Annotated in this window: 33 protein-coding genes and 1 pseudogene; 13 read left to right on the top strand and 21 right to left on the bottom strand. The window is 66.0% G+C overall.

Translation table 11 applies throughout. The annotated features are described in order from the left end of the window. Positions 1-57 precede the first annotated feature (57 nt). From pgsA to AC5Y42_RS08695, 4 genes are all read right to left on the bottom strand, one after another. Entirely contained in the window at positions 58-726 is a 669-nt protein-coding gene (gene pgsA, locus AC5Y42_RS08710; protein WP_499897338.1) for a phosphatidylinositol phosphate synthase, read from the bottom strand. Continuing rightward, the gene (locus tag AC5Y42_RS08705) at positions 708-1,259 is read right to left on the bottom strand and encodes an ATP adenylyltransferase (RefSeq protein WP_499897337.1); all 552 of its coding nucleotides are present in this window, start codon (positions 1,257-1,259) and stop codon (positions 708-710) included. Before AC5Y42_RS08705 ends, pgsA begins: the two co-directional genes overlap by 19 nt. Beyond that, positions 1,252-3,309: a threonine--tRNA ligase gene (gene thrS, locus AC5Y42_RS08700; RefSeq protein WP_499897335.1), complete on the bottom strand. Its 2,058-nt coding sequence runs from the start codon at positions 3,307-3,309 to the stop codon at positions 1,252-1,254. The genes AC5Y42_RS08705 and thrS overlap by 8 nt, the downstream gene beginning before the upstream one ends. 136 nt (positions 3,310-3,445) lie before the next feature. Beyond that, the gene (locus AC5Y42_RS08695; protein ID WP_499897333.1) at positions 3,446-3,940 is read right to left on the bottom strand and encodes a YflT domain-containing protein; all 495 of its coding nucleotides are present in this window, start codon (positions 3,938-3,940) and stop codon (positions 3,446-3,448) included. Between the two features lie 134 nt (positions 3,941-4,074). Between AC5Y42_RS08695 and AC5Y42_RS08690 the strand changes: the two genes are divergently transcribed. Beyond that, positions 4,075-5,745, top strand: coding sequence for a Na+/H+ antiporter (locus AC5Y42_RS08690; RefSeq protein WP_499897330.1), 1,671 nt, complete (start codon positions 4,075-4,077; stop codon positions 5,743-5,745). Between the two features lie 53 nt (positions 5,746-5,798). On the opposite strand, the gene AC5Y42_RS08685 is transcribed toward AC5Y42_RS08690, so the two are convergent. Genes AC5Y42_RS08685 through AC5Y42_RS08675 form a run of 3 tightly spaced genes read right to left on the bottom strand, consistent with a single transcriptional unit; the run spans position 5,799 to position 7,770 of the window. Continuing rightward, positions 5,799-6,224, bottom strand: coding sequence for a TIGR02611 family protein (locus AC5Y42_RS08685; protein ID WP_499897328.1), 426 nt, complete (start codon positions 6,222-6,224; stop codon positions 5,799-5,801). Continuing rightward, positions 6,221-6,835 carry a PaaI family thioesterase gene (locus AC5Y42_RS08680; RefSeq protein ID WP_499897326.1) on the bottom strand — a complete coding sequence of 205 codons (615 nt, stop codon included), beginning with the start codon at positions 6,833-6,835 and terminating at the stop codon, positions 6,221-6,223. Before AC5Y42_RS08680 ends, AC5Y42_RS08685 begins: the two co-directional genes overlap by 4 nt. A gap of 50 nt (positions 6,836-6,885) precedes the next feature. Next, the gene (locus tag AC5Y42_RS08675) at positions 6,886-7,770 is read right to left on the bottom strand and encodes an aldo/keto reductase (protein ID WP_499897324.1); all 885 of its coding nucleotides are present in this window, start codon (positions 7,768-7,770) and stop codon (positions 6,886-6,888) included. 58 nt (positions 7,771-7,828) lie between these two features. Between AC5Y42_RS08675 and AC5Y42_RS08670 the strand changes: the two genes are divergently transcribed. After that, on the top strand, positions 7,829-8,326 hold the full coding sequence (locus AC5Y42_RS08670) for a DUF1990 domain-containing protein (RefSeq protein ID WP_499897323.1): 498 nt from the start codon (positions 7,829-7,831) through the stop codon (positions 8,324-8,326). 39 nt (positions 8,327-8,365) lie between these two features. On the opposite strand, the gene AC5Y42_RS08665 is transcribed toward AC5Y42_RS08670, so the two are convergent. After that, complete coding sequence (locus tag AC5Y42_RS08665) at positions 8,366-8,809, bottom strand: Rv2617c family stress response/phage resistance protein (protein WP_499897321.1); 444 nt, start codon at positions 8,807-8,809, stop codon at positions 8,366-8,368. A 90-nt stretch (positions 8,810-8,899) separates the two neighbouring features. Between AC5Y42_RS08665 and AC5Y42_RS08660 the strand changes: the two genes are divergently transcribed. Beyond that, positions 8,900-9,595: a helix-turn-helix transcriptional regulator gene (locus AC5Y42_RS08660; RefSeq protein WP_499897319.1), complete on the top strand. Its 696-nt coding sequence runs from the start codon at positions 8,900-8,902 to the stop codon at positions 9,593-9,595. On the opposite strand, the gene AC5Y42_RS08655 is transcribed toward AC5Y42_RS08660, so the two are convergent. The 5 genes from AC5Y42_RS08655 to fdxA are packed head-to-tail and all read right to left on the bottom strand — an operon-like array spanning position 9,592 to position 12,364. After that, positions 9,592-10,536 (bottom strand): NAD(P)H-dependent flavin oxidoreductase, encoded by a 945-nt coding sequence (locus tag AC5Y42_RS08655; RefSeq protein ID WP_499897318.1) that lies wholly within the window; start codon positions 10,534-10,536, stop codon positions 9,592-9,594. The genes AC5Y42_RS08660 and AC5Y42_RS08655 overlap by 4 nt on opposite strands. Before the next feature lie 8 nt (positions 10,537-10,544). After that, complete coding sequence (locus tag AC5Y42_RS08650) at positions 10,545-10,886, bottom strand: cupin domain-containing protein (protein WP_499897316.1); 342 nt, start codon at positions 10,884-10,886, stop codon at positions 10,545-10,547. Positions 10,887-10,917: 31 nt separating this feature from the next. Further along, positions 10,918-11,343 (bottom strand): hypothetical protein, encoded by a 426-nt coding sequence (locus AC5Y42_RS08645; RefSeq protein WP_499897314.1) that lies wholly within the window; start codon positions 11,341-11,343, stop codon positions 10,918-10,920. Further along, positions 11,340-12,011 (bottom strand): helix-turn-helix transcriptional regulator, encoded by a 672-nt coding sequence (locus AC5Y42_RS08640; RefSeq protein ID WP_499897312.1) that lies wholly within the window; start codon positions 12,009-12,011, stop codon positions 11,340-11,342. The genes AC5Y42_RS08645 and AC5Y42_RS08640 overlap by 4 nt, the downstream gene beginning before the upstream one ends. Beyond that, a complete protein-coding gene (gene fdxA / locus AC5Y42_RS08635; RefSeq protein WP_499897310.1) occupies positions 12,008-12,364 on the bottom strand; it encodes a ferredoxin in 357 nt (118 codons plus the stop codon). Before fdxA ends, AC5Y42_RS08640 begins: the two co-directional genes overlap by 4 nt. Before the next feature lie 189 nt (positions 12,365-12,553). On the opposite strand from fdxA, the gene AC5Y42_RS08630 reads away from it, so the two are divergent. Both AC5Y42_RS08630 and AC5Y42_RS08625 read left to right on the top strand, forming a co-directional pair. Then, positions 12,554-13,150: a DUF2249 domain-containing protein gene (locus tag AC5Y42_RS08630; protein WP_499897309.1), complete on the top strand. Its 597-nt coding sequence runs from the start codon at positions 12,554-12,556 to the stop codon at positions 13,148-13,150. Then, positions 13,150-13,953 carry a class I SAM-dependent methyltransferase gene (locus AC5Y42_RS08625; protein ID WP_499897307.1) on the top strand — a complete coding sequence of 268 codons (804 nt, stop codon included), beginning with the start codon at positions 13,150-13,152 and terminating at the stop codon, positions 13,951-13,953. Before AC5Y42_RS08630 ends, AC5Y42_RS08625 begins: the two co-directional genes overlap by 1 nt. A gap of 7 nt (positions 13,954-13,960) precedes the next feature. Here AC5Y42_RS08625 and pcaC read toward each other — a convergent pair whose 3' ends face one another. From pcaC to AC5Y42_RS08590, 7 genes are read right to left on the bottom strand one after another with little or no spacing between them, the layout of a single operon-like run. Next, the gene (gene pcaC / locus AC5Y42_RS08620) at positions 13,961-14,347 is read right to left on the bottom strand and encodes a 4-carboxymuconolactone decarboxylase (RefSeq protein ID WP_499897306.1); all 387 of its coding nucleotides are present in this window, start codon (positions 14,345-14,347) and stop codon (positions 13,961-13,963) included. After that, entirely contained in the window at positions 14,348-15,127 is a 780-nt protein-coding gene (locus tag AC5Y42_RS08615; RefSeq protein ID WP_499897304.1) for an alpha/beta fold hydrolase, read from the bottom strand. Continuing rightward, entirely contained in the window at positions 15,124-16,353 is a 1,230-nt protein-coding gene (locus AC5Y42_RS08610) for a lyase family protein (protein WP_499897302.1), read from the bottom strand. The genes AC5Y42_RS08615 and AC5Y42_RS08610 overlap by 4 nt, the downstream gene beginning before the upstream one ends. Then, positions 16,350-16,901 carry a protocatechuate 3,4-dioxygenase subunit alpha gene (gene pcaG / locus AC5Y42_RS08605; RefSeq protein ID WP_499897301.1) on the bottom strand — a complete coding sequence of 184 codons (552 nt, stop codon included), beginning with the start codon at positions 16,899-16,901 and terminating at the stop codon, positions 16,350-16,352. The genes AC5Y42_RS08610 and pcaG overlap by 4 nt, the downstream gene beginning before the upstream one ends. Beyond that, on the bottom strand, positions 16,894-17,631 hold the full coding sequence (pcaH, locus tag AC5Y42_RS08600; RefSeq protein ID WP_499897300.1) for a protocatechuate 3,4-dioxygenase subunit beta: 738 nt from the start codon (positions 17,629-17,631) through the stop codon (positions 16,894-16,896). Before pcaH ends, pcaG begins: the two co-directional genes overlap by 8 nt. Before the next feature lie 43 nt (positions 17,632-17,674). Beyond that, positions 17,675-18,160 carry a hemerythrin domain-containing protein gene (locus AC5Y42_RS08595; RefSeq protein ID WP_499897298.1) on the bottom strand — a complete coding sequence of 162 codons (486 nt, stop codon included), beginning with the start codon at positions 18,158-18,160 and terminating at the stop codon, positions 17,675-17,677. Continuing rightward, positions 18,157-19,116 carry a Rieske (2Fe-2S) protein gene (locus tag AC5Y42_RS08590; RefSeq protein ID WP_499897297.1) on the bottom strand — a complete coding sequence of 320 codons (960 nt, stop codon included), beginning with the start codon at positions 19,114-19,116 and terminating at the stop codon, positions 18,157-18,159. Before AC5Y42_RS08590 ends, AC5Y42_RS08595 begins: the two co-directional genes overlap by 4 nt. A 269-nt stretch (positions 19,117-19,385) precedes the next feature. Between AC5Y42_RS08590 and AC5Y42_RS08585 the strand changes: the two genes are divergently transcribed. The 5 genes from AC5Y42_RS08585 to phtC are packed head-to-tail and all read left to right on the top strand — an operon-like array spanning position 19,386 to position 22,918. Continuing rightward, complete coding sequence (locus AC5Y42_RS08585; protein WP_499897584.1) at positions 19,386-20,672, top strand: aromatic ring-hydroxylating dioxygenase subunit alpha; 1,287 nt, start codon at positions 19,386-19,388, stop codon at positions 20,670-20,672. Beyond that, entirely contained in the window at positions 20,669-21,193 is a 525-nt protein-coding gene (locus AC5Y42_RS08580) for a 3-phenylpropionate/cinnamic acid dioxygenase subunit beta (RefSeq protein WP_499897295.1), read from the top strand. The genes AC5Y42_RS08585 and AC5Y42_RS08580 overlap by 4 nt, the downstream gene beginning before the upstream one ends. Beyond that, positions 21,190-21,420, top strand: a complete 231-nt coding sequence (locus AC5Y42_RS08575) for a dihydrodiol dehydrogenase (RefSeq protein WP_499897294.1) — start codon at positions 21,190-21,192, stop codon at positions 21,418-21,420. Before AC5Y42_RS08580 ends, AC5Y42_RS08575 begins: the two co-directional genes overlap by 4 nt. Continuing rightward, positions 21,417-22,208, top strand: coding sequence for a 3-(cis-5,6-dihydroxycyclohexa-1,3-dien-1-yl)propanoate dehydrogenase (gene hcaB / locus AC5Y42_RS08570; RefSeq protein ID WP_499897293.1), 792 nt, complete (start codon positions 21,417-21,419; stop codon positions 22,206-22,208). Before AC5Y42_RS08575 ends, hcaB begins: the two co-directional genes overlap by 4 nt. After that, entirely contained in the window at positions 22,202-22,918 is a 717-nt protein-coding gene (phtC, locus tag AC5Y42_RS08565) for a 3,4-dihydroxyphthalate decarboxylase (RefSeq protein WP_499897582.1), read from the top strand. Before hcaB ends, phtC begins: the two co-directional genes overlap by 7 nt. Positions 22,919-22,934: 16 nt before the next feature. Here the strand turns inward: phtC and AC5Y42_RS08560 are convergent, their stop codons facing one another. Continuing rightward, complete coding sequence (locus AC5Y42_RS08560; protein WP_499897292.1) at positions 22,935-23,720, bottom strand: IclR family transcriptional regulator; 786 nt, start codon at positions 23,718-23,720, stop codon at positions 22,935-22,937. A 50-nt stretch (positions 23,721-23,770) separates the two neighbouring features. Between AC5Y42_RS08560 and AC5Y42_RS08555 the strand changes: the two genes are divergently transcribed. From AC5Y42_RS08555 to AC5Y42_RS08545, 3 genes and pseudogenes are all read left to right on the top strand, one after another. Further along, positions 23,771-24,583, top strand: coding sequence for a Cof-type HAD-IIB family hydrolase (locus tag AC5Y42_RS08555; RefSeq protein WP_499897290.1), 813 nt, complete (start codon positions 23,771-23,773; stop codon positions 24,581-24,583). Between the two features lie 25 nt (positions 24,584-24,608). After that, positions 24,609-25,310: pseudogene (locus AC5Y42_RS08550) on the top strand (SGNH/GDSL hydrolase family protein). Between the two features lie 26 nt (positions 25,311-25,336). Beyond that, positions 25,337-25,993 carry a DedA family protein gene (locus tag AC5Y42_RS08545; RefSeq protein WP_499897289.1) on the top strand — a complete coding sequence of 219 codons (657 nt, stop codon included), beginning with the start codon at positions 25,337-25,339 and terminating at the stop codon, positions 25,991-25,993. Positions 25,994-26,014: the final 21 nt, after the last annotated feature.

Genomic DNA, 26,014 nt, shown 5'->3' with positions numbered 1-26,014 from the left:
GACTGGCCAGCGGGAAGCGGCTGAGCCCAGGCACTTTCAGTCCCGCCGGCAGCGAGATCACGGTTCGCTCTTTTCCGACTCCCCCGGGCGCAGCGGATCCGCCGCACCCGGCGAAGTCCGCACGGTATGCAACCGCTGCGCGCAGGTGACCATGCTGGCCGCCGCGAGCAGCCACATCGCCACGTGTAGCGCCCAGGGCAACGGGAACAGTGGCAGGTCGGACAATCCCGCGCCGACCAGCACGATGATCAACCGTTCCGGTCGTTCGATGAAGCCGCCGTCGCCGCGCAGACCGCTGGCTTCGGCGCGGGCCTTGATATAGGAGATCACCTGCGAGGTGACCAGGCAGATCAGCGTGGCCACCACCAGCGACGGGCTGCGCATGCCGAACGCCGCCCACCACGCCAGCCCGCAAAACACCGCGCCGTCGCTGATGCGGTCACAGGTGGCGTCCAGCACCGCGCCGAACCGGCTGCCGCCGCCGCTTTCCCGCGCGATCGCGCCGTCGAGCAGGTCGAACATCACGAAAAACCAAATCACCACGGCGCCCGCAAACAATCGGCCGGTCGGGAACAACGTCAGCGAGGCAACCACGGCCGCGGCGGTGCCCAGGATGGTGACGCCGTCCGCGGTGAAACCCACCCGCAGGAACGCCCTGGCCAGCGGCGTGGTGACGCTGGCCACGCCCTCGCGGGAAAAGAACTTGCTCACGGTTGCCTGGCCCACTCGGTGGCCAGCAGCTCACGGGTATCGCGCAGCAACTGCGGAATGACCTTGGAGTCACCGATGATCGTGATGAAGTTGGCGTCACCGCCCCACCGCGGCACGACATGCACGTGCAGGTGCTCAGCCAGCGACCCACCCGCCGACGTGCCCAGGTTCAGTCCGACATTGAAGCCGTGCGGCCGCGACACGTTCTTGATGACGCGAATCGCCTTCTGGATGAACGCCATCAGCTCCGCGCTCTCCTTGTCGGTGAGGTCCTCGAGTTCGGATACCCGCCGATACGGCACGACCATCAGGTGCCCGGGATTGTACGGGTAGAGGTTGAGCACCGCATAGACCAGTTCGCCGCGGGCGACCACCAGGCCATCCTCATCGGACAGCTGCGGGATGTCAGTAAATGGCTGAGTACGACTGCTTTCGTCCTGCTTCAACGGACCCTCGGCCAGGTAGCTCATCCGGTAGGGCGTCCACAACCGCTGCAGGTGGTCCGACTCGCCGACGCCTCTGTCGACGATGAAGTCGTCGTCAGCCACGACTGCTCACCTTCACTGAATCTGCTGTAGGAGCGGTGTTTTCGCGTTCCGCAATCCATTTGACGATGGCGTCGACGGCGTCGTCACGGCTCACCCCGTTGATCTGGGTGCGGTCCGGAAACCGGAAACTGACCGCGTCGGCGGCCACGTCACGATCTCCGGCCAGCAGCATGAACGGCACCTTCTGGTTGGTGTGGTTGACGATCTTCTTGGCCATCCGGTCGTCGCTGGAATCGACCTCGACCCGCACACCGTTCGAGCGTAGTTGGGCCGCAACATCTTCCAGATACGGCACATGACCGTCGGCGACAGGGATGCCGATCACCTGTACCGGCGCCAGCCACGCCGGGAACGCGCCGGCGTAATGCTCGGTCAGCACGCCGAAGAACCGTTCGATCGACCCGAACAGCGCACGGTGGATCAGCACAGGCGTCTGCCGACTGCCATCGGCGGCCGTGTACTCCAGGTGAAACCGGTCGGGCATGTTGAAGTCCAGTTGGATGGTCGACATCTGCCAATTGCGCCCGAGCGCGTCGTTGACCTGAACCGAGATCTTGGGCCCGTAAAACGCGGCCCCACCGGGATCGGGAACCAGCTGCAGTCCCGACTCCTCGGCCACTGCGCGCAGTGTTTCGGTAGCTTCGTCCCACACCTCGTCGGAGCCGACGAACTTATCGGGGTCTTTGGTAGACAGCTCCAGGTAGAAGTCGTCCAAGCCGTAGTCGCTGAGCAGGTCGAGCACGAACCGCAGCAGCGACGCGAGTTCCTCACGCAGTTGCTCTCGGGTGCAGTAGATATGGGCATCGTCCTGGGTCATCCCGCGCACCCGGGTCAGCCCGTGCACCACGCCGGACTTCTCGTAGCGGTAGACACTGCCGAACTCGAAGAGCCGCAACGGCAGTTCGCGGTAAGACCGTCCGCGGGAACGGAAGATCAGGTGGTGCATCGGGCAGTTCATCGGCTTGAGGTAGTAGTCCTGCCCCGGTTTGCGCACCGTGCCGTCGTCGTCGTACTCGGCGTCGATGTGCATCGGCGGGTACATGCCATCGGCGTACCAGTCCAGATGCCCGGAGGTCTGGAACAGGTCCGCCTTGGTGATGTGCGGAGTGTTGACGAACTCGTAGCCGGCCTCGATGTGCTTGCGCCGCGAATACTCCTCCAGCTCGCGGCGCACAATTCCGCCTTTGGGGTGGAAAACCGCCAAACCGGAGCCGATTTCGTCGGGGAAGCTGAACAGGTCCAGCTCGGCGCCCAGCTTGCGGTGGTCGCGACGTTGGGCTTCTTCGAGCAGGGTCAGGTGGCGGTCGAGGGCTTCCTGCGATTCCCAGGCGGTGCCGTAAATGCGCTGCAAGCTGGCATTGTTCTGGTCGCCGCGCCAGTACGCCGCCGAGCTGCGGGTCAACCTGAACGCTGGTATGTGGCGGGTGGTGGGGATGTGCGGACCGCGGCACAGATCGCCCCAAACACGTTCTCGGGTACGGGGATTGAGGTTGTCGTAGGCGGTGAGCTCGTCGCCGCCGACCTCCATTATTTCGGCCATCATTGCCGTTCCGACGGACTTGTCGTCGACGAGTTCGAGCTTGTAGGGTTCACCGGCCAGTTCGGCGCGGGCCTCGTCCTTGGATTCGTAGACCCGCCGGGCGAACAGCTGCCCGTCTTTGACGATGCGGCGCATCCGCTTTTCCAGCGCCTCCAGATCGTCCGGGGTGAACGGTTGCGCCACGTCGAAGTCGTAGTAGAAGCCGTCGGTGATCGGCGGCCCGATCCCCAACTTGGCGTCTGGGAACATGTCCTGGACGGCTTGGGCCAACACGTGGGCACACGAGTGCCGGATGACGCTGCGACCCTCGTCGGTGTCGGCCGCCACCGGAACGACCTCGGAATCGACGTCAGGTGTCCAGCTCAGGTCACGCAGTTTGCCGTCGGCGTCGCGCACCACCACGACGGCGTCGGGCACGCCGCGGACCGGCAACCCTGCGTCCCGTACCGCGGCGGCCGCGGTCGTGCCGCCAGGAACCCGGATCGGGGCGGGCTGCGCAGGGGCGGTCATGACGGCGGTCTCCAAGGCTCGGGGGATCGACGACCATGCTATCGGGGCGGTCAGCAGCCAAGCAGGAGCCGTCGAGCAACGAGCGGACTCAGCGGCGCCGCTTCCAGCAAAATCGTTGGTTCACCCCCGCATACCGTCACCCGGCGTGGACGTAGCGGGCCGCTTCCGGCGCGTGATCGGCGGTAACGCAAATGTCGTAGCGCTGGGCTTCCAACGTTTGCACGCTGGAGAAGTCACGCCGGCCTCGAGTCGACCAGTGTGCGACGAATCCGAAGACTGCACCCCAGAACGCACCGATTGCCACCGCGATGAGCAGCGCCCATATCCAATACGGCCCGACCGTGAAGATCGCGAAAAGCAACCCGATGAGCAGACCCCACCAAGCACCGGCGCCGGCGCCGGCCCACGCCGCCCTTGCGTTGGTCAGGCGGCCGGTGACGTGTTCAACCGTGCGTACACCGTCGCCGACGATGCGGACGTGCTCCACCGGAAACCCGCCGTCGGACATCCGGTCGACCAGTTGCTGCGCAGCGAAGTAATTGTCGAAGGATGCAACAACCTCCCGTCGGACGGGCGGCTCGGCGCGGGCCTGCTGCTGGCTCGCACCGGATTGACCAGACGGATAAACCATTGCAATCTCCTGACGCGTTCTCGACAGCTACTTGCCTCTGGGGTTGACGTGAATCGCGGACCGCAAACGGATTGCCGGCCCGAGGTCACGAGAACGATCGCGGCGAATCAGGCGATGTCCGGCAGAATGTGGCCGTGGTGGTGCAGACGGCTCTGGCACTGTTGCTCGCCGCTGTCGGCGTGATCGTGGTGGTGAGTTGGGTCAGTGAACGCACCGGACTGCCGGGCGCGGCGCTTCTCACTTTGGTCGGCATCGGGTATGCGCTGCTGCCAGGGCCGAACCTCAGCCTTGATCCCGATGTCGTGATGACATGCATATTGCCGCCGCTACTGTACAACGCGGCGCTGGAATCGTCGCTGGTCGGGATACGTCACAGCCTGCGCACTGTCATCAGCCTGTCGGTGGTTCTGGTGCTGGTGACCGCGTCGGCGGTCGGGGTGGCGTTCAGCCTGTTCGTCGGCGGCGCGACGCTCGCAGTGGGCATGGCGCTGGGTGCCGCAGTGGCGCCGACAGATCCGGTGGCCGCGCTCGCCGTCGCCCGAAAGGTCGGGCTACCGCTCAACATCGTCACGCTGATCGAGGGTGAAGGATTGCTCAACGACGCCACCGCGCTCACCACGTTCTCGGTCGCCATTGCAGTCGCTCGCGGCGCCGGATTCTCAGTGCCGTCGGCAGCCGGAATATTCGTGCTGGCGGCCGTGGGTGGTCTGGTGATGGGCGTGGCGCTGGCGTACTGCCGGCGTTTCATCAGGCGCTGGACCCGCGACGTGCTGACAGCCAACGCGATCTCGCTCGCGACACCGTTTTTGACCTATCTGGCAGCCGAGAAGGTCCATGCCTCCGGTGTTTTGGCGGTTGTGGTGTGTGGGCTGATCGTTGGCCACCACTCGCCACGATCGGAATCTGGCGCGAGCCGACTCCAGACCCGCGCCGTCTGGCGACTGGTCAACTTCCTGCTCGAAGGTCTCGTCTTCCTGCTGATCGGTCAGCAACTGCCGGCTATCCTCCACGGCCTCGTTGGTTACGAACTGTCGACGATCATTGCGGCAGTGACGATCACGGTCGCGGTGGTGCTGTTGGTGCGACCGCTGTGGTTGTTGCTCACCCAGGCGCTTCCTCGACCGCTGCATACCCGGCTCGGCAACGTCTCCAGCGACGATGCCCACCGGGACCGCAACGCTCAGCGTCTCAGCGGCCGTGAAGTTTCCGTGCTGAGCTGGGCCGGCACCCGCGGCGTGGTAAGCCTCGCCGCGATTTTCGCGCTCCCATTTGTCACCGACGGTGGCACACCGTTTCCCGACCGGAGTCTGCTGCTGTTCTGCGCCTTCGTGGTCGTGTTGGTGACACTGATCGGACAGGGCATCACCTTCGCTCCGGTGGTACGAGCCCTGGGCCTGCATGCCAATGCCGTCGACGAAGTGCGTCTGCGCAATCAGGCTCGAACGGCTGCCGTGCAAGCTGCCCTCGACAGACTGGACGAACTGCACCAGCAGGACCATGACGACCTTGATCCGCGGGTTATCGATGGCGTGCGCCAGCAGTTGGCGGCGCGGCTGGAGCGTTATCGACATCGACTCGATCTGCTGGAGTCCTGGGATTCCGGTGAGATAGCGGCCTCCCCTGCCTACGAGGCCAATATCGGTATCCGCCGAGCGGCCATCGAGGCCCAGCGGGATGAACTCGTGCGCCGGCGCGACGCCGGCATGCTGCCCGACCGGAGCCTTCGCGTGCTCGAACGCGAGCTCGACCACGAAGAGGAAATGCTGCCGGTGGCGACACCGCTGCCACGCCCGCGCAAGCCCTGACAACTGCCGGCTGATGACCGGCAGCAGGCACCGTCCGGCCGAGCTTGGTGGAACTACGAGTGCTGGGCGATCGGGCTCGTCAGCCACGACTGCTCGACGCCAACCAATTCCGCCGACCAATGGGCGACGCCGAGCAGCCACATCGTCGTCACCACGATCGTCGCGGTAAACGCGACACCCAGCGCCTGTATCCACCGGCTCCTACGGGTGAACCACGCCATCACCGCGTCATATCGGCCCCTGGCGTACGTCAGCAACCGGTGCGCCCAGGCGAATTCACTGGCGAGGATGGCCAAGCCCAGGAACACGATGGCCCACCCCGGCCCGGGATACGGAATCGCAATGATGCCAATTGTCAGAACGGTAAAACCGATCACCGCGACGATCATCCGGAAGCCGAGGTCGACGACGGGCCAACGGCGAAGCCGATCTCGCCACCGGGTCCAGCGGTGCGCGATTGGCGGTCCCGATGGTTTCACGGTTGTCCCGGCCGTAGCCGGACGAAGAGCGCCTCGGCGTCGGCCAAAACGGTCTCGCCGTCGAGCAGGCGTCCCTCGACGAAGATCTTCCGGCCGCCGGTGCGTTCGATCCCCGCATCGACCTGTAGCTCTGTTTCGATCGGCACAATGCGACGGTAGTTTAGGTGCAGATAGGCAGTGCGCTGGTAGGGCCCGCGGGTGAGCACCGCCGACGTCAGGCCCAGCACCGAATCGAACAGTTGCGCAATCGCGCCGCCGTGCACGGCACCGTTACGTCCCAGATGGAACCGGCGGAAGCGGGCCCAGCCCTGGATGCGGCCGTCGTCAGTTTTGGCCATTTTCATCGGCACCGTCAGCAGGTTGCCACGCATCGGCAAATCCATCCGGCGGCCCGATGGCGATCGCCATTCGTCGGTCTCGTACGGACTGAGCAGATCGGACACCTTCTCGACCAAATCCGCCGCCTCGCTGATCACCTCGTCGGGCGCATCAACGGCACGCGCGTGATCCTGCAGCGCGCGCACCGCGTCGATGAACCTGCCATAGTCGGGCCCGCCCCTGACGGTCGGATCCGGCGGATTGAATCCGCCGCCGGGATGCCGGGCGTTCACTCTGCGCTCAGCGCGTGACCTACTCGCACTTTTGTACCGTAGCCGCAGAGTCAATTCTGTTGCGCTGCGCCAGCGGTCCCCAGCGTCTCGAACTCGTCGTCGGACAGCGTGATTTCGGCGGCGGCGACGTTTTCCTCGAGGTGCGCCACGCTGGAGGTGCCCGGAATCGGCAACATCACCGGCGAGCGTTTCAGCAGCCAGGCCAGCGACAACTGCGCGGGTGTCGCGTGGTGTTCGGCGGCCATCTGCTGCAGCGGCCCGTCGGGCGCGGCCAGCGGTCCGGCGGCCAGCGGGAACCACGGGATGAAGCCGACGCCCTGCTCGGTCACCGCATCCAGCAACGGTTCGGCGTCCCGGGCCGTCAGGTTGTACATGTTCTGCACCGACACGATCGGGGTGATCTGCTGGGCGGCGGTCAGTTGATCGACGTCCACCTCCGACAGGCCGATGTGGCGAATCTTGCCTTCCTCGCGCAACTTCACCAGCTCACCCACCTGGTCCGCCAACGGGAAGTTGCGGTCGACGCGATGCAGCTGGAACAGGTCGATGGTGTCGACACCCAGACGCCGCAGACTCATCTCGCACTCCTGGCGCAGATAAGTGGGGTTGCCCAACGGCACCCACACATCCGGCCCGGTGCGCAGCAGCCCCGCCTTGGTCGCGATGACCAGCCCCCGGTAGGGATGCAGCGCCTCGCAGATGATCTCCTCAGACACGTACGGGCCGTACGAGTCGGCGGTGTCGATGAAGTTGACGCCGATCTCCACGGCGCGGCGTAACACTTGCACGGCTTCGTCGCGGTTGGCCGGCGGGCCCCAGACACCCTTGCCGGTGATGCGCATGGCGCCGAATCCGAGCCGGTTGACTGTGAGGTCACCGCCGAGAGTGAAGGTTCCGGAAGCCTGGGCAGGAGTTTGAGAGCTTGGTGCGGTCATGAAGCCGACCGTACGCCGCCAATGTCGATAGCCCGTTACGTCGTGGCAAGCTGAGCGGGTGGACTTGCGCGTGCTGGCCGATTTACCGCTGACCTATTCCGAAGTGGGCGCGACCGCCGGCCCGCCGCCTCCGGGCTATCACCACATGGGCTTTGCCACCCAGATCGGTGCGGGCCAAAAGCGTTTCGACGACGCCGCCGACGCGGTGATGCATTGGGGAATGCAGCGCGGCGCCGGACTGCGGGTGACGGCCAGCAGCGAGGTGGTCGAGGTCGGCGCCGTGCTGCTGGTCAAGCTCGGCTTTCTGCAGGCACCGTGTCGTGTTGTCTACGTCATCGACGAACCGGATGTCAGGGGATTCGCCTACGGCACGCTGCCCGGTCACCCGGAGTCCGGTGAAGAACGATTCGTCGTACGCCATGACCCGGTGACCGCGGCGGTGTTCGCGGAGGTGTCGGCATTCTCGCGGCCGGCGACGTGGTGGAGCAGGGCCGGCGGACCGGTCGTGACGCTGGCCCAGCGCATCATCGCCAAGCGCTACGTGCGCGCGGTGTGATGCGCTGGGCCGCACGGGTTCGCAGCCGGTCGGGCTGCGTCAGGGTTGCCGGGTGGTGTGGAAGCCCTGGGCCAGCCGGCCGAGCGCGACGGCGCCGACCAGCAGGCCGAAGTCACGCAGCGCGACGTCGTAGTGCCCGGACAGCGTCAGCAGGTCGATGATGATGCCGGCCAGCCAGGCCACCACCACCCAGGCCCCGATGCGCGGCGCGACCGCTATCAGGATTCCGGCCACGATCTCGATCACGCCGACGAGGTACATGCACTGGTCGGCGTTTCCGGGAACGATGTCGTTGATCCAGTTGGCCAGATACAACTCGCCCCAGTGATAGGGATGGGTCAGGAGGTTGAAGAACTTGTCCAGCCCGAACAGAATTGGCGCGACGGTGAAGACGACGCGCAACGCGAAGTACGCCGAGTACGTCGGATCCTTCAACCGCTCCGCGAGGGTGGCCGTTGGGGCCGGTGCGTGGGTATTAGTCATGGCTCGCTCCTTACTCTAAAAGATCCTAATTTGAACGTTAGAACAAGGAGTACTCTAACGTCAAGGGTTTAATCCGTTAGAAGTGGAGCTATGAGAGACTTGCAGCGCGACGCGGCCGGAATCGGCGCGCTCGCCGATCCAGTGCGACACGAGCTCTACCTGTTCGTCTGCTCGCAGGCGGAGCCGGTCAGCCGGGATCAAGCAGCCGACGCGGTCGGTATTGCGCGCCACCAGGCGAAGTTTCATCTCGACCGGCTGGAGGCCGAGGGTTTGCTGGAATCTGGCTATGCCCGGTTGTCGGGTCGGTCCGGCCCTGGCGCGGGTCGCACGTCGAAGCTGTACCAACGGGCCAACCGCGACATCGCGGTCAGCCTGCCGCAGCGGGAGTACGAGCTGGCCGGCCGGCTGATGGCCGAAGCCATCGCGCGGTCCGCGCAGACCGGCATGCCCGTCGTCGAGGTGCTGCAGCAGGTCGCGCACGACTACGGCCGCGCCATCGCCGATGCCGCCGTCCGCGATGGCCGGCAGCCGCCCGACGCGCAGGCAGCGCTCGAGCTGGCGACGACCGTGCTGGCCGACTACGGCTACGAGCCGCGGCGCGCCGACGGCGAGGTCTATCTGGCCAACTGCCCGTTTCACGCGCTGGCTCAAGAACAGACCGAACTGGCGTGCGGCATGAACCATGCACTGATCACCGGTGTGACCGATGCGCTCACACCGCACTGCCCCCGGGCGCGGTTGCAGCCGCAACCGGAGCGGTGCTGTGTGGTGCTGAGAAGCGGCTAGCCCCAGCGGGCGAGCAAACCTTCGGCGCCGGTGCAGAGCCGGTCGATCACGTCGGCTACCGGCGTCACGCCGGTCACCATCCCGACCCCTTGTCCCGCGTCGACCGGAGCCACCCGATAATCCTCGGCGGCGATCGCCTCGGCGAGTTCGGCCTGTGCGCCGGAATCGCCGGCCAGCGCGTCTTCGCGGCCACCCCACCGTGCGACGAAGTCGTTGCTCAGCACCCGCGACGGAAACCGCTCGGGCCATGGGCGATCACGACCGACGTCGAACACCCGAGTCGTGGTGGTGTCGCTCTCGCGGGCAGCAATCAGCATCCGGCGGGCGGCGTCGCTGGTCAGCGCCTCCGAGGAAGCCGACAAGCAGGTGCCCAACCATGCCCCGCCGGCACCGGCGGCCAGCACCGCGGCGAGGCTGCGCGGCGAGGCGATGCCACCCGCGGCCAGCACCGGCAGTGACACCGCGTCCAGCACGGCATCCAACAGCGGCAGCATCGCGACCCTCGCCTCGCCGTGACCACCGCCCTCCGCACCCCGGGCGACGAGAACGTCGATACCGGCGTCCTGCGCGCGCCGGGCCTCGTCGCCGTCGTAAACCTGGGTGGCGGTGGCGATTCCGGCATCATGGGCGCGACGGACCCACGACCAGTCGGTCCCGAAACTGACCGAGAGCAGGACAGGCCGGGCGGCCAGCGCCGCGTCGAGCAGGCCCGGCTCCTTGCGAATCACCCAGTCCACCAAGCCAATTCCGAACGTTCCGCCCACGTGCTGCAACTCGGCGGCCAGTGCCGATGCCGACCCGGCACTGCCCATACCGACCATGCCCAGCCCGCCCGCCGCCGTCACAGCGGCTGCGAGCCGTCCGCCGGCGACTCCGCCCATCGGTGCGTTGACGATCGGCACCCGCAACCCCATGCGGCCTGACCATGGTGTCGACAGCACAGCGCCGGCTACGCCGAGGGAACGTTCTTCACCACGGTGAGGATGATCACCGAATCCTCGAGTGATTCCAGCGCGTGCCGGCGCGGCGGGATCGTGACGTGGTCACCGGTTTTGCCCTCCCAGGCTTCGTCACCGGCGGTCAGCCGCACATGACCCTGCAGGACCTGCAGCGTCGCCTCCCCCGGGCTGTCGTGTTCCGCCAACTCCTGCCCGCTCAGCAGTGCCAGCACGGTCTGGCGCAATTCGAGCGCATGACCGCCGTGGATGGTGTGAGCGGCCCGGCCGCTATGCGCCTCTCGCGCCTTGGCGAGCTGTTCGGCGGCCAGGCTGGTCAGTGAGACGGAGTCCATCGGTGATTTCCTTCTGGTCGGAGGTGGGCTTTCAGCTGGATAGTAGAAGAACCCCGGCTACGGCCAATGCAACCACCTTGATCAGTTCGAGGCCGACATACCCGTAATGGGCGCGCGAGCGCGGCGCGTTCAGACCGGCGAGCACCTTGTCGGATCGGCGGTTCAACCGCGGCCGCACCGCGCCCAATTGCAGGCCAAGCATGGCAAACGCGACGATGAACGCCACCGTGACACCGGTCCGGGGCGGGCTGGCCACCGCGGCCACCAGGATCACCACGGCGAAAACGACCTCCACACTGTTGAGCGCGCGGAAGACCAGTCGGCCGATGCCCAGCCCGATCTGCGTGGTGACGTTGGGTGCGCGGAACTTCAGCGGCGCTTCGAGGAACGAGATCGCCAACACCATGCCCAGCCAGACGAAGATGGCGGCGACGGCGACGGCCGCCCCGGGGGTCATCTGCGAGAGCCCAGGGTGAGGTGCGTCATGCACAGGTCCGGTTCGGCGAAGGCGTCCAGCCGATCGACCGCGACCGGCGCCTGCCAGGTTTCCAATGCTCCCTGCATGAGCCCCAAGTGAATCGGGCAGACAACGGCGGTCCGCGCTTCGGCCAGTTCCAGGAATGGGCAGTGCCGCAGACCAACCTCCTTTTTACCGCGGCGCTCCGGCGCAAACCCGAGGTCGTCGAGCACGTCGACCAAGTGCTCGATCGATTCCTCGGTCCCGAGAGTTCCGGCCCGTTGGCCGCTTCCGGGCGGCGGTTTTAACTGCTTGCCCCACGCCCGACCGGCGGCCAGCGCCTTGGCGCCCGGATCTCGTTCTGCGGCAAAGCCCATCGCCAAGATCTCGGCCAGCAACCGGTAACGCCGCGGGCCACCGCGGTCCATCTGCCGGGTGGCCCGGAACAGCAACGGCGGCCGGCCCGGCCCTTTACGGTCGGGCGCCACCTGCTCCACCTGACCCTCACCGACCAGCGTGTCGAGATGGAAACGGACGGTATTGGGATGCACGTGCAACTCGTCGGCCACCGCGGCGATGCTCATCGGCGCCGTCGCCGCCTTCAATACCCGAAGGACGTCGCGCCGCCGACCGACGTGTTCGGTTGGTGACCTGACGTTGTCGCTCATTCTTCCTGAGTTTCGTCCGCCTTCGGCAGGCCGGCCACCAAGGGGGTGTCGACGCCGAGCGGGCCGAGCTTGGCGGCGCCGCCCGGTGAGCCCAGCGGCTCGTCGCGGCCCGGCAAGGTTTCCGAGAAGAACGCGTCATTGTCGGCCAGATAGGGCTGCAGGTCCTCGGGCAGATCGTCCTCGTAGTAGATCGCCTCGACCGGACAAACCGGCTCGCAGGCACCGCAATCCACGCATTCGTCCGGGTGAATGTAGAGGGCACGCCCGCCCTCGTAAATGCAGTCAACCGGACACTCCTCCACGCAGCTCCGGTCCATCACATCAACGCATGGTTTCCCGATCACGTACGTCATGGGCTAGAGTTTACACAATTTGCCTTGTAGAAACTAGAGCGAGGTGCGAGACCCAAGGCCGACAATGAACTCGGTGTTCTTCGGCCGCCAACAGACGATCTAAAGATAGGCGAGGCTTCCCTATCGCACAGGTGATGCGGTAGTGTTTACACAAGTTAATTTGTACAAACTCTGGGAGGTTGAAAACCCATGGCAGAGAACGAACTTGACGTCCGAGAGTTGCCCAAGCCCCAGAAGCATCCGACGATCTTCGCCACCTACGGCGCACTGGCGGTCGACGAATCGTTTGTGCTGGTCAACAACCATGATCCTAAGCATTTGCACAACGAGTTCGAGGCCGACCACGCCGGCAGTTATGGCTGGGAGTACGTCGAGAAGGGCCCCAAGGTCTGGCGGATCCGAATCATCAAGCGCGCCGCTACTCCACTTCCCCGGGTGCTGACCAACACCGCCGACCTGGCGGCCGCGCCCGACGTGACCGGGGCGGTGTGGAAACTGGAAGCCCGCGAGCGCGACCTGGATTCGAACGTGATCGCGCTGGCACCCGACGGCGGGATCGACGCGCACGCCGGCGCCGACGTCGACGTCTTGATCCACGTGCTCTCCGGTAGCGGTCGGCTCACCACCGACCAAGGCGTGATCGACTTGGTTCCGGGCGCGTTGCTCTGGCTGCCGAAGCGATCCCGGCGCCAGTTCAGCGCGGGTCCCGAGGGGCTGCGCTATCTGACCGTGCACCAAAAGCGGGAAATCCTGCCGCTCACACCGACTGTCCGCCAAGCAGTCTGATGACCGACTACGACAGGCTGCCGTCGGCGGACCGCACCGATGACGCGGTACACGGGCACTGGCTGCTGGCGCGGCTGGGCAAGCGGGTTTTGCGCCCGGGCGGGATCGGATTGACCCGCACTCTGTTGGCCCGCGCTGATGTGTCCGGGGTCGACGTGCTCGAACTGGCTCCCGGAATGGGCCGCACCGCCACCGAGATCCTGGCGCGCCACCCCCGCTCGTATCTCGGTGCCGAGCAAGACCCAGACGCCGCTCGGGCGGTGCGCAACCTCGTTGCGGGGCACGGCGATGTCCGGGTTGCCGACGCAGCCCAGACCGGCCTGCCCGACGCCGCCACCGACGTGGTGATCGGCGAGGCGATGCTGACCATGCAGGGCGAGACCGCCAAGCAGGCGATTATCGGCGAGGCGGCGCGGGTGCTGCGACCGGGCGGACGCTACGGGATCCACGAACTGGCGCTGACGCCGGACAGCATCGCCGAGGACATCAAAACCGATGTCCGGCAGTCTCTTGCCCGTGCGATCAAAGTCAACGCGCGCCCGCTCACCGTGGCTGAATGGACCCAGCTGCTCGCCGAGGCGGGCCTGGTCGTCGACGAAGTCGCAACGGCGCCGATGGCGCTGCTACAGCCGCGGCGGCTGGTTGCCGACGAAGGGCTGTGGGGAGCGCTGCGGTTCGCCAAAAACCTGCTCACCCACCACGACGCGCGACGGCGCGTGCTGATCATGCGCCGCACTTTCCGCAAATATCGTGAGCAGCTGATCGCCGTGGCGATCATCGCTCACAAACCGGCAACCGACTGAATCCGCGTCACTGAGCGTCGATTTCGTCGAACACGCGCTGGGCGATCCGGAAAGCGCTGTTGGCATCCGGCACGCTGCAATAGACAGCGGTCTGCAGCAGCACTTCTCTGATCTCATCGCGGGTCAACCCGTTGCGCAGCGCCGCCCGGATATGCGCCGCCAGTTCCTCGTCGCGTCCACGAGCGATCAGTGCGGTCAGCGCGATCAGGGAACGGCTACGCCGGTCCAGGCCCGGTCGCGTCCAGATCGCGCCCCAGGCGAATTCGGTGATGAACGTTTGGAACTCGCGGGTGAAGTCGGTGATCTGCGAGTCGGCGAGTTCGACGTAGTGCTCGCCGAGCACTTCGCGCCGCACTGCCATCCCGCTCTCGTAGCGGTCACTTGCCCCAGCCATCTATCTCCACTTCCCTAGCGCGGAAAGAACTTTGGCAATACGTCCGGGCTGCTCGGCGGGGGCCAGGTGCGCGGCGTTGGGCACCTGCACGAACCGGCCACGGCTGACATTGGCGGCAATGAAACGCACCGAATCGGGCGGTGTGGCGATGTCGTCGGCCCCGGCGACCGCGACGATCGGTGTGTCGATTTCACCGAGCCGGCCGCGGGCATCGAATTCGGCCAGCGCCTCACAGGTTCGCGCGTAGCCGTCGTCGTCCACTTCCCGCAACGCGTCGAGCAGCGCCCGCGCCGAGGCCGGGTCACGCTCGAAAAACCCCGGAGCGAACCACCGACGGACAGCTCCGGATACCACTTCGCCGGTTCCGCCGGTACGGACGACCTGCGCTCGGGAGTGCCAGTCATCCGGGTCGCCGATTTTCGCCGCTGTGCAGATCAGCGCAGCAGACATAAAGCGTTCGGGGCGCGCGAGCAGCAACTGCAGTCCGACGACGCCGGCGACCGACACACCGGCATAGGTGACCGGTCGCTTGCCCACCGTGTGATCCACCAGCTTGCCGACAGCGGAGGCCAACTCGCCGATCGTGAAGGCGCCCCGTGGCGGCGGGCTGGCGCCGTGGCCGGGGAGATCCCAGCCAATGACCTGATAGCTGTCCGTCAGACGCCGGGCCGCGGCCGACCACAACGCGACCACGGATGTGCCCAGCGACGGACCGACGACCAGCGGCGGCAGGTCGGGTGAGCCGCCCAGGTGGCATCCGCGGATGGCAGGGGTACTCAACGTCGTTCCGTGAGAACACGTTGCGCACGGTCGAGGCTGTCATCGATCAAGAAATCCACGGTACCGAAATAGGTTGGCGACGGGGTGCTTTCGACCAGATCTGCGATCGTTCGTTGCTCGCCGGCCACGTCGGCGCCGTCCAGGTTGTCGGCCATGCGGTCTGGGTGGACCTCCAACCCGTCGAGCAGTTCGCTGCACTGCGCGGCAGCGACGACGGTGCGGCGGGCCAACGTCCGCAGCGTGTCCCATTCGGCGTGCCACGCCCCGTCCGGGCGCTCGTCGTGGGCGAGCGCGGCGGCGATGTGCAGAGTCGCGGCCAACGGCGGCGCTGATATCGCAGTGCGCCGGAGCAAGATGGACAGCACGGGATTGCGCTTGCCCGGCATGGCGGACGACCCGCCGCGATCGCCGACGGTAGGCTCGCTCAACTCGGCGATCTCGGGACGGGCCAGGGTTACGACATCCGAGGCAATATGGCCCCACGCGTCGGTGCATCCCACCAAGGCGTCGGCGAGCGCGGTGATCGGCGCCCGGGTGGTATGCCACGGCGTTCGGACCGCCAATCCCAATGCCGCTGCGGTTTTTTGCGCCAACTGGATTGAGACTTGCGCGGGGCCGCCTGTGCTTCCGGCCAAGGTGGCCAGCTCGGTCGTCGCCGCCAGTGTGCCGCCGGCACCGCCGATCTGGGCCGGCCAGGCCAATGCGCCGAGGACCCGATACGCCTCGACCACGCCGCCCAGCCACCCGGCCACCTTGGCGCCGAATGTCGTTGGCACGGCGTGCTGGGTTAACGTGCGGGCCACCATCGGTGTGGTCCGATACTTCTCCGCAAGAGCTGACAGTGTCGAAATCTGTTCGGAGAGTCGGCTTTTCAGGGTATCGGCGACATCGCGGGCGGCCAGCATCAGGCCGGTATCCAGGACGTCCTGGCTGGTGAGGCCGCGGTGGATCCAGGCGCCGGTCGCCGGAGCAGCGCGCTCACGCAGCAGTGCGACCAACCCGATCACCGGGTTGCCGCCGTCTTCGGCGGACACGGCGAGCAAGTCGCAGTCCTGCGAGCCCACCAATTGGTCCAGATCGGCGTCGGCTGCCTCGACCGGAGCCAGCCCGGCGGCGGTCAGTGCGTTCAGCCAGGCCGATTCCACCGCGAGCATCGCCGCAAGCAACGCTTCGTCGGTCATCAGGTCACCGGCGCGGTGATCTCCCGGCCACAGCAGGTTTGTCATCCGTTATCACTGTGGTAGGCCAGGAAAATCGTCTCGTGCTCGCCTTGCAGGTGGATGTCGAAACGGTATCCGCTCTGCTCTGCGGAGCACAACAGGGTGTTTCGTCGTGCGGCGTCGACCACCGACAGCAGCGGCTCGGCAGCCAAATCGCCGTGCGGCAGATAGGCGCGGGTGAACAACCGATTCAACAACCCGCGTGCGAAGACGGTGATCGCGAAGAACGCAGCACGTCCGGCGGTTACCGACCCGGGTGTCAGCGTCGTGAAGGTGTAGCGCCCGGACTCGTCGGTCGCGCATCGTCCCCAGCCGGTGAATGTCGCGCCGTCGCGACGTAACGAACCGGGCTGCGAGACGATGCTGCCGTCCGGGCCCGGCTGCCACAGTTCGACCAGCGCGTCGGGGACGCCGACACCGGCGCCGTCAAAGACCACGCCATGCAACTGGATGGCGTCGGCGTCGTCGGCCAATCGGTTGTCGCCGGCATACGGCAACGCGCAGTGGAAGAATGGCCCGACTGTTTGCCCTGCCGTGCACGCCAATTCACTCATGCTCGCAGTGCTCCAGCACGATGTCCCAGCGGTAGCCGGTGGCGTATTCGGGTTGAGTCAGCCCGTGGTCGTAGGTGGCGATCAGACGTTGTCGCGCCGCCGGGTCGAGGACGGACTGGAAGATCGGGTCCAACCCGAACAGCGGGTCGCCGGGGAAATACATCTGAGTGACGAGGCGCTGGGTGAAGGCCGTGCCAAAGACCGAGAAGTGAATGTGCGCGGGCCGCCAGGCGTTCTGGTGATTTCGCCACGGGTACGGGCCCGGCTTGATGGTCAGGAAGCGGTACGTGCCGTCGGGCTGCGTCAGACAGCGGCCCACCCCGATGAAGTTCGGATCGATCGGCGCCGGGTGTTGGTCACGATCGTGGTTGTAGCGGCCACTGGCGTTGGCCTGCCAGATCTCGATGAGTTGTCCGGCCAGCGGCCGGCCCGCGGTGTCGAGCAGCCGCCCGGTCACGATGATGCGCTCGCCGATCGGCTCGCCGGCACCACAGGCGGTGAGGTCGGCATCGCCGGAGACGACGTCCTGGTAGCCGAAGCACGGCGCCGCGCGCTCGACTCGCTCCGGATCGACGCGGACGAACGGCGATTGCGGATGGCGCAGGGCGCTGCTGCGGTACGGCGGGTAGTTCAGCTGCGGCTGCGGTCCATCGGCACTGCCGGTTGCCACGCCGGCGATCTCGGCCGTGATGTCGCTTTGGGACGCGAGGTGCTCGGGTGCAGCCCACATAGCGCCTGACGCTACTAGTACCGCCCGGCTGTCCCGCGCGGGACTACATCGCGCGAAGCAGCGCCGCTTTGCCCTTCACCCGCAATTTTTCCAGAGTGGAGCCCCGCAGCTGCTCGATGCGGGATGCCATCTTGCGGCCCAGCGCCTCGAGTTCTTCGTCGGTGATGTGTACCGATGCGGGAACCGGGATCATGTCGCGTTCCTCTTCGTCGGCGTGCGCCTCTAGGACCGTTTTGAACGTTTCCCATTCCAGTTCGTAGGTGGGCGCAGTCGGCGGCGTGCGCAGCAATACGGCGAGCTGGTCGGTGACTTGGCGGTGTTCGGCGTGCGCGATCGCGATCAACCTGCTGGCCGCCGCGAGGGCCGGGTAATAGATGTCGTCCTCGATACGGAAGTGGATATCCAATTCCACCAGCATCTCGTCGAGAATGGCCTGCCGTTCCGCGGTGCCTGCCGGCGCCGCACTGACCTTGGCTCCCAGACCTTTGAGTACTTTGTGGTGGTCCTGCAGCACCGTGTAGGCGTTCATTTGGCCACTCCCCTTCCCGCCTCGAGGCTCGACGCGCCCTGAGGATGGTGCCCGTCGCCGCGCAACTCGATCATTCCGTCGGTGATCCGCGCCTGATAGCGGGGCAGCGGCGCCGCCGCCGGGCCGCGCAGCACCTCCCCCGAGTCGACGTCGAATCGCGAACCGTGCCAGGGACATACGATTCGCCCGCGATCTACCCAACCGTCGGCCATCGGCGCAGCGAGGTGCGGGCAGAACTCACCGAAGGCGGACACCTCGTCGTCACCCGTCCGGCACACGACCAGCCCCACCCCGTCGATCTCGACTCGCTGCGGCTTGCCGTTCTGCAGCGACGTCGCCGGCAGCACCGGCGTCCAGTCGCGGGTGCGCAACCGCTGGCCGGATTGATCGATGCCGATTCCGGACTCGAACACCAAGGCGCCGCCCAGGTAGCTGCTGCCCACGGTGATGCCGTAACCCACTGCGCTGATCGCGATTCCGCGCAGGTGGCGGCCGCGTCGGCGATCCGACCACGACTTCACGTACAGCGCAGTCGCGAGGACGTTCAGCAGACCGTGCACGACTCCGACGCGGCGGTCTTCCTCGTGGGTGTGCTGCCAGTCGGTGACGCCGGTGACCGCCGAGGCGATGTTCGCCAGAATCCCCAGACCAAGCGCGCGTCGCGCAAACCGCGATGCGTCGACCAGTTCGGACGCCGGTCGGCCCGGCAGCACGCTCAACGCATCCAGCGCCACCGTCGTCCCGAGCGCTCCGCTGGTCAGCGACGCCAATGGCGGATGAACCGGATGCCCGAGCCACGCGCCGTTCAGCGCGTTGGAAACGCGGTCCCGGGCGCCGCCCAGCGCGTTGTAGACAAGGCCGAGCGTGTGCTCAAACCGGTAACTGGGGCGATCCAGCCGGTCCTGCCGCCCGATGAAAGACAGCGTTCGGGTGCCCCACTTCGACCGCTGAACCATAAACCTCTGCCTTTCCTCATTTACGGTATACATCCTCGCTTTGTCACGGACTATAGCTTGATATGCCCAGCGTGCACGATTTCCATAACCGCATCTTCGGATTCTTGTGAGATTGTTCACGCTCCCAGCGCACAGCCAGCGCTCCGTTGACCGTCCCCGATGGTTCGGGCATTCTCTAAATAGCGGAAGTGCTCTCTGCATAGCAGATCATCGACGGGAGTTGGCCGGTGACCGACTACAGCCACGTCTTCGACAACGTTCGACGCGGGATGATCCCCGCCCACATCTACAACGACGACGACATTTTCGTTTTGGAGCAGGACCGGATATTCAGCCGCACCTGGCTGTTCGTCGGCCACGAGTCGGAGATCCCCCACGACGGCGACTACGTGGTACGGCGGGTGCTGGGTGACTCATTCATCATCACCCGCGGTTCCGATGGCGTGATCCGAGCGATGTTCAACATGTGCTTACACCGCGGGATGCAAGTATGTCGCGCCGAGATGGGCAATGCTTCCAATTTCCGTTGCCCGTACCACGGTTGGGTCTACCGCAACGACGGCCGGCTCACCGGTCTGCCGTTCCACCGCGAGGCCTACGGCGGCGACGACGGGTTCACCAAGAGAGGTCAAACCCTGTTACCTGCACCGAATCTGGCGAGCTACAACGGTTTGATCTTCCTCAATCTGGATCCGGGCGCCGAACCGCTGGAGGACTTCCTGGGTGACTTCCGGTTCTACTTGGACTTCTACACCAAGCAGAGCCGCCACGGCCTGGAAGTGCGGGGCCCGCAACGCTGGCGGATCAATGCGAACTGGAAGATCGGGGCAGAGAATTTCGCCGGCGACATGTATCACACCCCGCAGACCCATGCTTCGATCGTCGAGATTGGACTGTTCCGTGAGCCCAAAGCTCAAAAACGCAAGGACGGCGCCACCTACTGGGCCGGCCGGGGCGGTGGCACCACCTACAAACTCCCGCCGGGCGCTTTCGACGAACGGATGCGCTACGTCGGATACCCCGACGAGATGATCGGCCGGATCAAGGACGTGTGGTCGTCGCGCCAACAGCAGATCGTCGGCGAGGACGGGTTCATGATCTCGGCCGCTTCGTGTTTTCCCAACCTGAGTCTGGTGCACAACTGGCCCAAAGTCGCAGATGGCGAAGCGGTATTGCCGTTCATCTCGATTCGGCTCTGGCAGCCGATCAGCGCGAACCAAACCGAGGTGTACTCATGGTTCGCGGTGGACTCGGCCGCGCCGCCGGAGTACAAAAAGAATTCCTACAAGGCCTACCTGATGTGCTTCGGGTCGTCGGGCATGTTCGAACAGGACGACGTGGAGAACTGGGTGTCGCTGACCACCACTGCGGGCGGCACGATGGCGCGCCGGCTGCTGCTGAACAGCCGGATGGGTCTGCTCTCCGATGACGGCCCCGTGGTCGAGACGCTGCCCGCCACTGCGTTTCACGGGCCGGGCCGCGCCCAAGTCGGCTACAACGAGAACAACCAGCGTGCGCTACTGCAGCTGTGGGCCGATCACCTGGAGACGGTATGACTGCCCGACACCCGTTGCCGTTCAACGATCTTCGGCACCTGCAGGCACACCAGTTCCTGGTTGACGAAGCCTACCTGCTCGACGCACAGCAGTACGAGGCGTGGCTGGACACCTTGGCCGACGACATTGTCTACCTGATGCCGGTGCGGGTAACCACCGCGCTGGGCGCCGGATTCGACACCTCGCCCGGCATGGCGCACTTCGACGAGGACAAATACTCACTGAGCCGACGGGTGGCACGGTTACGCACCGAGCACGCCTGGACCGAGGATCCGCCGTCACGGCTGCGGCACTACATCACCAACGTTCGCACGTTCGCCTGCGAAGATGATGATCATGTGGTCGTCGAATCCGCCGAGTTGCTGTTCCGCAGCCGCGGTGATGCCAACGAAGCGGCGCTGGTGTCCTGCGGTCGCACGGACGTACTGCGCCGCGACGGCGAGCACTGGAAACTGGCGCGGCGCACCATCATGGTCGACGAGTCGGTGTTGCGGATGCAGAATCTGGCGGTCTTTCTATGACCGATGAACCCCTCACCATCGCAAACGAATTCACCGAAGTGCAGGTGCGTCGGGTCGATACGCGCAACGGGTCGCGGCTGTTGATTACCGCGCCAAAATCCGGGCAGTCGATCAGCCTGGATGCACTCGAGCTGGAAGCCCTGACCCGCCAGAACACCCGCACGTTGGAGGCAATGGTCGGCACGACGCATGGACCGCTGCTTCCGGACGACGGGCCGGCACCATGACGGGCTGGCTGGACGGCAAACGTGCCCTGGTCGTCGGCGCCGGATCGGGCATCGGACGAGCCGTCGTCGACGCTTTCCGTGCCGAGGGCGCCAAAGTCGCTGTGCTGGAACGCGATCACGCCAAGTGTGAGGCCCTGCGCCAGGAGTGCCCGGAGGTGCCGGTGGTCCAGGGCGACGCGATCGAGCGTGCCGCCAACGAACGCGCGGTCGCCGCCACGGTCGACGCGTTCGGCGGTCTCGACGCCCTGGTCAACTGTGTGGGAATTTTCGACTTCTACCGGGGAATCCTGGACCTCGACGCCGACGATTTACCCGCCGCGTTCGACGAAATCTTCCGGACCAACGTGCTCAGCCACCTGCAATCGGTCAAGGCCGCCGTGCCGGCGCTGAAAGCCGGCGCCGGGGCGTCGATCGTGCTCGCCGAATCCGCATCGTCGTTCTATCCCGGCCGCGGCGGAGTGCTGTACGTGTCGTCGAAATTCGCGGTGCGTGGGTTGGTCAGCACGCTCGCCCACGAACTGGCGCCGGACATCCGGGTCAACGGCGTCGCGCCGGGGGGCACGCTGCACACCGACCTGCGCGGAGCGGCCAGCCTCGGGCTACAAGATGTCCGCCTCGACGACACACCCTGCCGGGCCGACGATCTAGCCGCGCGTACACCGCTGAACGTCGCGCTCTCCGGCCGCGACCACGCTTGGAGTTTCGTATTCCTGGCCTCCGACCGCTCGCGCGGCATCACCGGCGACACCGCCCATCCGGACGGCGGATCGGGCCTGGGGGCATCGTGACGCTCGACGACCAACGCGCGCTGGTGGCACAGGCCTGCCGGGTGGCCGCAGCGCGCGGCTTGGTCGACGGCATCCTCGGCCATCTCAGCCTGCGCATCGACGACGAGCACCTGCTGATCCGCTGCCGCAGTGACACCGATACCGGGGTGGCGTTCACCCGGCCGGAGGATATTCGGCTGATCCGTTTCGACGGCAGCGCCGGCGCCGCAGCCGAACTCGACGGTTACCGAGTGCCCAACGAGCTTCCGATTCACATCGAAACCCTGCAAGCCGACGAGGGGCATCGGGCGGTTGCCCATCTGCATCCGCCCGCCGTCGTCGCCGCCGATCTGGCCGGCATCGTGCTCCGGCCGATCTGGGGTGCATACGACATTGCCGGCGCATGGCTCGCCCGCGGTGGTGTGCCCGTCTACGAACGGGCGGTGCTGATCCGAAACCCTCAGTTGGGCAAGGAAATGGTCGCTGCGATGCGCGGCCGGCCGGTGGTGATCTGCCGCGGCCACGGGATCACCAGCGCCGCCGCCAGCGTGCAGCAGGCAGTGCTGCAGGCGATCAGCGTCGACGCCCTGGCCCGGATGGCGTTACGCGTGCGCTCCGCCGGCGGCACTGTGCACGACATCGACCAACGGGATTGGGCCGAACTGCCCGACTTGGGTGCCGGCTTCACCGTCGACGCGGCCTGGCGGCACGAAGTCGCGCGACTCGGGTAACCGCCCTGTCGACCGATCAGAGTTGCTCGCCAATCTCCTTGGCCGCCTTGGCAAGGTCGGTAGCCACCGACGAATACTGCGGCCTACTCAGCCGATGCTGCGGTGCTGCGGCATTGAGCGCGAGCCGCAAACCCGGCGCCCGGGTCGGTATCACCACCGCCACCGAGGCAACACCTTCCTCGCTCTCCTCCCGGTTGACGGCGTAGCCCTGATCGCGGATCCGGGACAGCTCGGCTTCCAGCGCCGTGCGCGTGGCGATCGACCGCTGGGTAATCCGCTCTAAGTTCTCGTCGGGCAGCAGTTGATGCAATTCCGGTTGTGACAGCTGGGCCAGCATGGCCTTGCCGGTCGACGTGCAGTGCGCCGGCATGGTGCGACCCAAGCGGGAGGCCACCCGCACCGCCGTCGGCCCCTCGACCGCGGCGACGAAGCGCACCACTGCACCGTCGAGCATCCCGATATGAATTGTCTCGCGCAGTCGTTCGCTGAGCCCGCGCATGATCGGCATGGCGGTTCCGGCGATGTCGATGCGGCCGAAGATCGCGAATGCCACTCCGGTCAGCGCCGGACCCGGCAGGTACGCCTTCGACACGGGGTCCTGGCGCACAAATCCGCGGTAGGTCAACATCGCCAGCAGTCGGTGTGCGGTCGAGGATGCCACTCCCAGATACCGGGTCGCGTCCGTCAGCCGGATCTGGGGTTGATCCCCCAATAGCAGCAATAGTTTGAGCGCGTTGTCGACCGACTCGATCGGATACTGCGGCGCAAGTGAATCGGCGGTCCGCTTCGCCTTCTTCGGCATGTCAGAGACGGTACCTGCGATAACGCCGATCCTGACTATCATGGGGACGCGTGGCGACTGACCGGATCCGTCTGCTGCTCGCTGATGTAGACGGCACGCTAGTAGATCAACAGAAGCAACTCACCGACGCGGCCGTGGACGCGGTGCGCAAGCTACACGACGCCGACGTGTTGTTTGCCGTCACCAGCGGGCGACCGCCCAAGGGGATGGCCATGCTGATCGATCCGCTTGATCTGAAAACGCCGATCGCCGGCTTCAACGGCGGCATCTTCGTCAAGCGGGACATGAGCGTCATCGAACAGAAGGTTCTCCCCGACGACCTCGTGGTACCGATCACGGAGGTGATCAGTTCGTTCGACCTCGACGTGTGGATCTACCAGGGTGCGGATTGGTATGTCCCCGACCCGGACGGCTCACACGTGGATCGCGAGTCCAACACGGTCCAGTTCACGCCGAAGGTGATGAAAGACCCGAAGGACCACACCGAGTCGGTCGCCAAGATCGTCGGGGTCAGCGACGACCACGACGCGGTCACTGCGGCCACCAAGGCGGTCAGTGACCGCTTCGGGGACCACGTCGCGGCGTCACCGTCGCAGCCGTACTATCTCGACGTCACCCATCCCGAGGCCAACAAGGGATCCGTCGCCAAATACCTTGCGGCCCAGTACAAACTCGCGCCGGAACAGATCGCGACGATCGGCGACATGCCCAATGACATTCTGATGTTTGAGCACTCCGGGCTGACCATCGCGATGGGAAACGGCGACGAGAAGGTGAAGAAGGCCGCCGACGAGGTCACCGACAGCAACGACAACGACGGCTTCGCCAAGGCCGTCGAGCGTTTCGTCTTGCCTGAGGCCTGAATTCCCGGCGGCTAGTCTCGCGGCCATGTCGGGCATCGTTTACCGCCGGTACGTGGCTATCGGCGACAGCCAGACCGAGGGGTTGTGGGACGGCGACGACACCGTTGGCCTGAGCGGGTTCGCCGACCGGCTGGCCTGCCGGCTCGACGCTATGTATCCCGGATTGCAATACGCCAATCTGGCGGTGCGGGGTAGGCGGATCCGTGACGTGCTGCACGACCAACTACCGCCCGCGCCGACCTGGGCCTGTTGTATACGCGGCTGGCCGAGTCGGGAGCAACCGTGCTGACGACGACCTTCCCGCTGTCGCCAAACTCGTGCCGGTCGGCCGTCTGCTTGCCGCACGAGTGGTCCGGATCAACGACGTCATCCGCAGCGCTGCCCAAAGCTATGGATTCGGGCTCGTCGATCTGTACACCGCCCCGTCCATGCACGACCTCGACACCTGGAGCGCGGACCGCATTCACGCCTCCACCAAGGGACATATTTTGTTGCGGCCGCCGCGGCGGAGGCCTTGAATCTGCCGTCGAGCAATCATGATTGGGCGCGCTCCGATGGCGTGGCGGTGCGCTCGTCGCTTTCGGCGCGCGCCGGTGCGCAACTGCGATGGGCACAGAACTTGCTCCTGCCCTGGCTTTGGCGCCACCTGTGCGGCCGCTCTACCGGCGACAGGCGGCTACCCAAACGTCCATACCTCGATGACGTCACAGCGCGTCGCGCCCGCTGACCACCCCGGTCAGGCATCCTTATCGCATGACGGTGGATGTCCTGCTGCACTCGATCCCGCCGCTGACGGTGTACCTGATCGTCGGCGCCGTGGTTGGGATCGAGAGCCTCGGGATTCCGCTTCCCGGCGAGATCGTGCTCGTCACCGCGGCGCTGATGTCGTCACGCCACGAATTGGCCGTCAGCCCAATCGGCGTCGGGGCGGCTGCGGTGATCGGAGCGGTGATCGGCGACACGATCGGCTATTCGATCGGCCGGCGGTTCGGCATGCCGCTGTTCGATTGGCTGGGCCGGCGGTTTCCACACCACTTCGGCCCCGGACACGTCGACCTGGCCGAACGGATATTCACCCGATGGGGTTCGCATGCGGTCTTCTTCGGCCGGTTCGTCGCGTTATTGCGAATCTTCGCCGGCCCGCTCGCCGGCGCTTTGAAAATGCCCTATCCACGGTTTCTCGTCGCCAATGTTTCCGGTGCCGTGTGCTGGGCAGGCGGTACCACCGCCCTGATTTACTACGCCGGAGTCGCAGCCGAGCGCTGGCTGCAGCGATTCTCCTGGATCGCTCTGGTCGTCGCGGTTGTGGTTGGCGGCATTGCCGCGATTCTGCTCCGCAAACGCACTGCCCGGGCAATCGCCGAATTCGAGGCCGAAAACCCTCGAGAATCGGACCCGACGGCGGCCTGAGGCGACGGTTTCGCTCGGTTA

It is taken from the genome of Mycobacterium sp. NGS48 (assembly GCF_059812585.1).
Note: the sequence above shows the minus strand (reverse complement) of the source record. Positions and strands in the feature narration are given on the sequence as shown.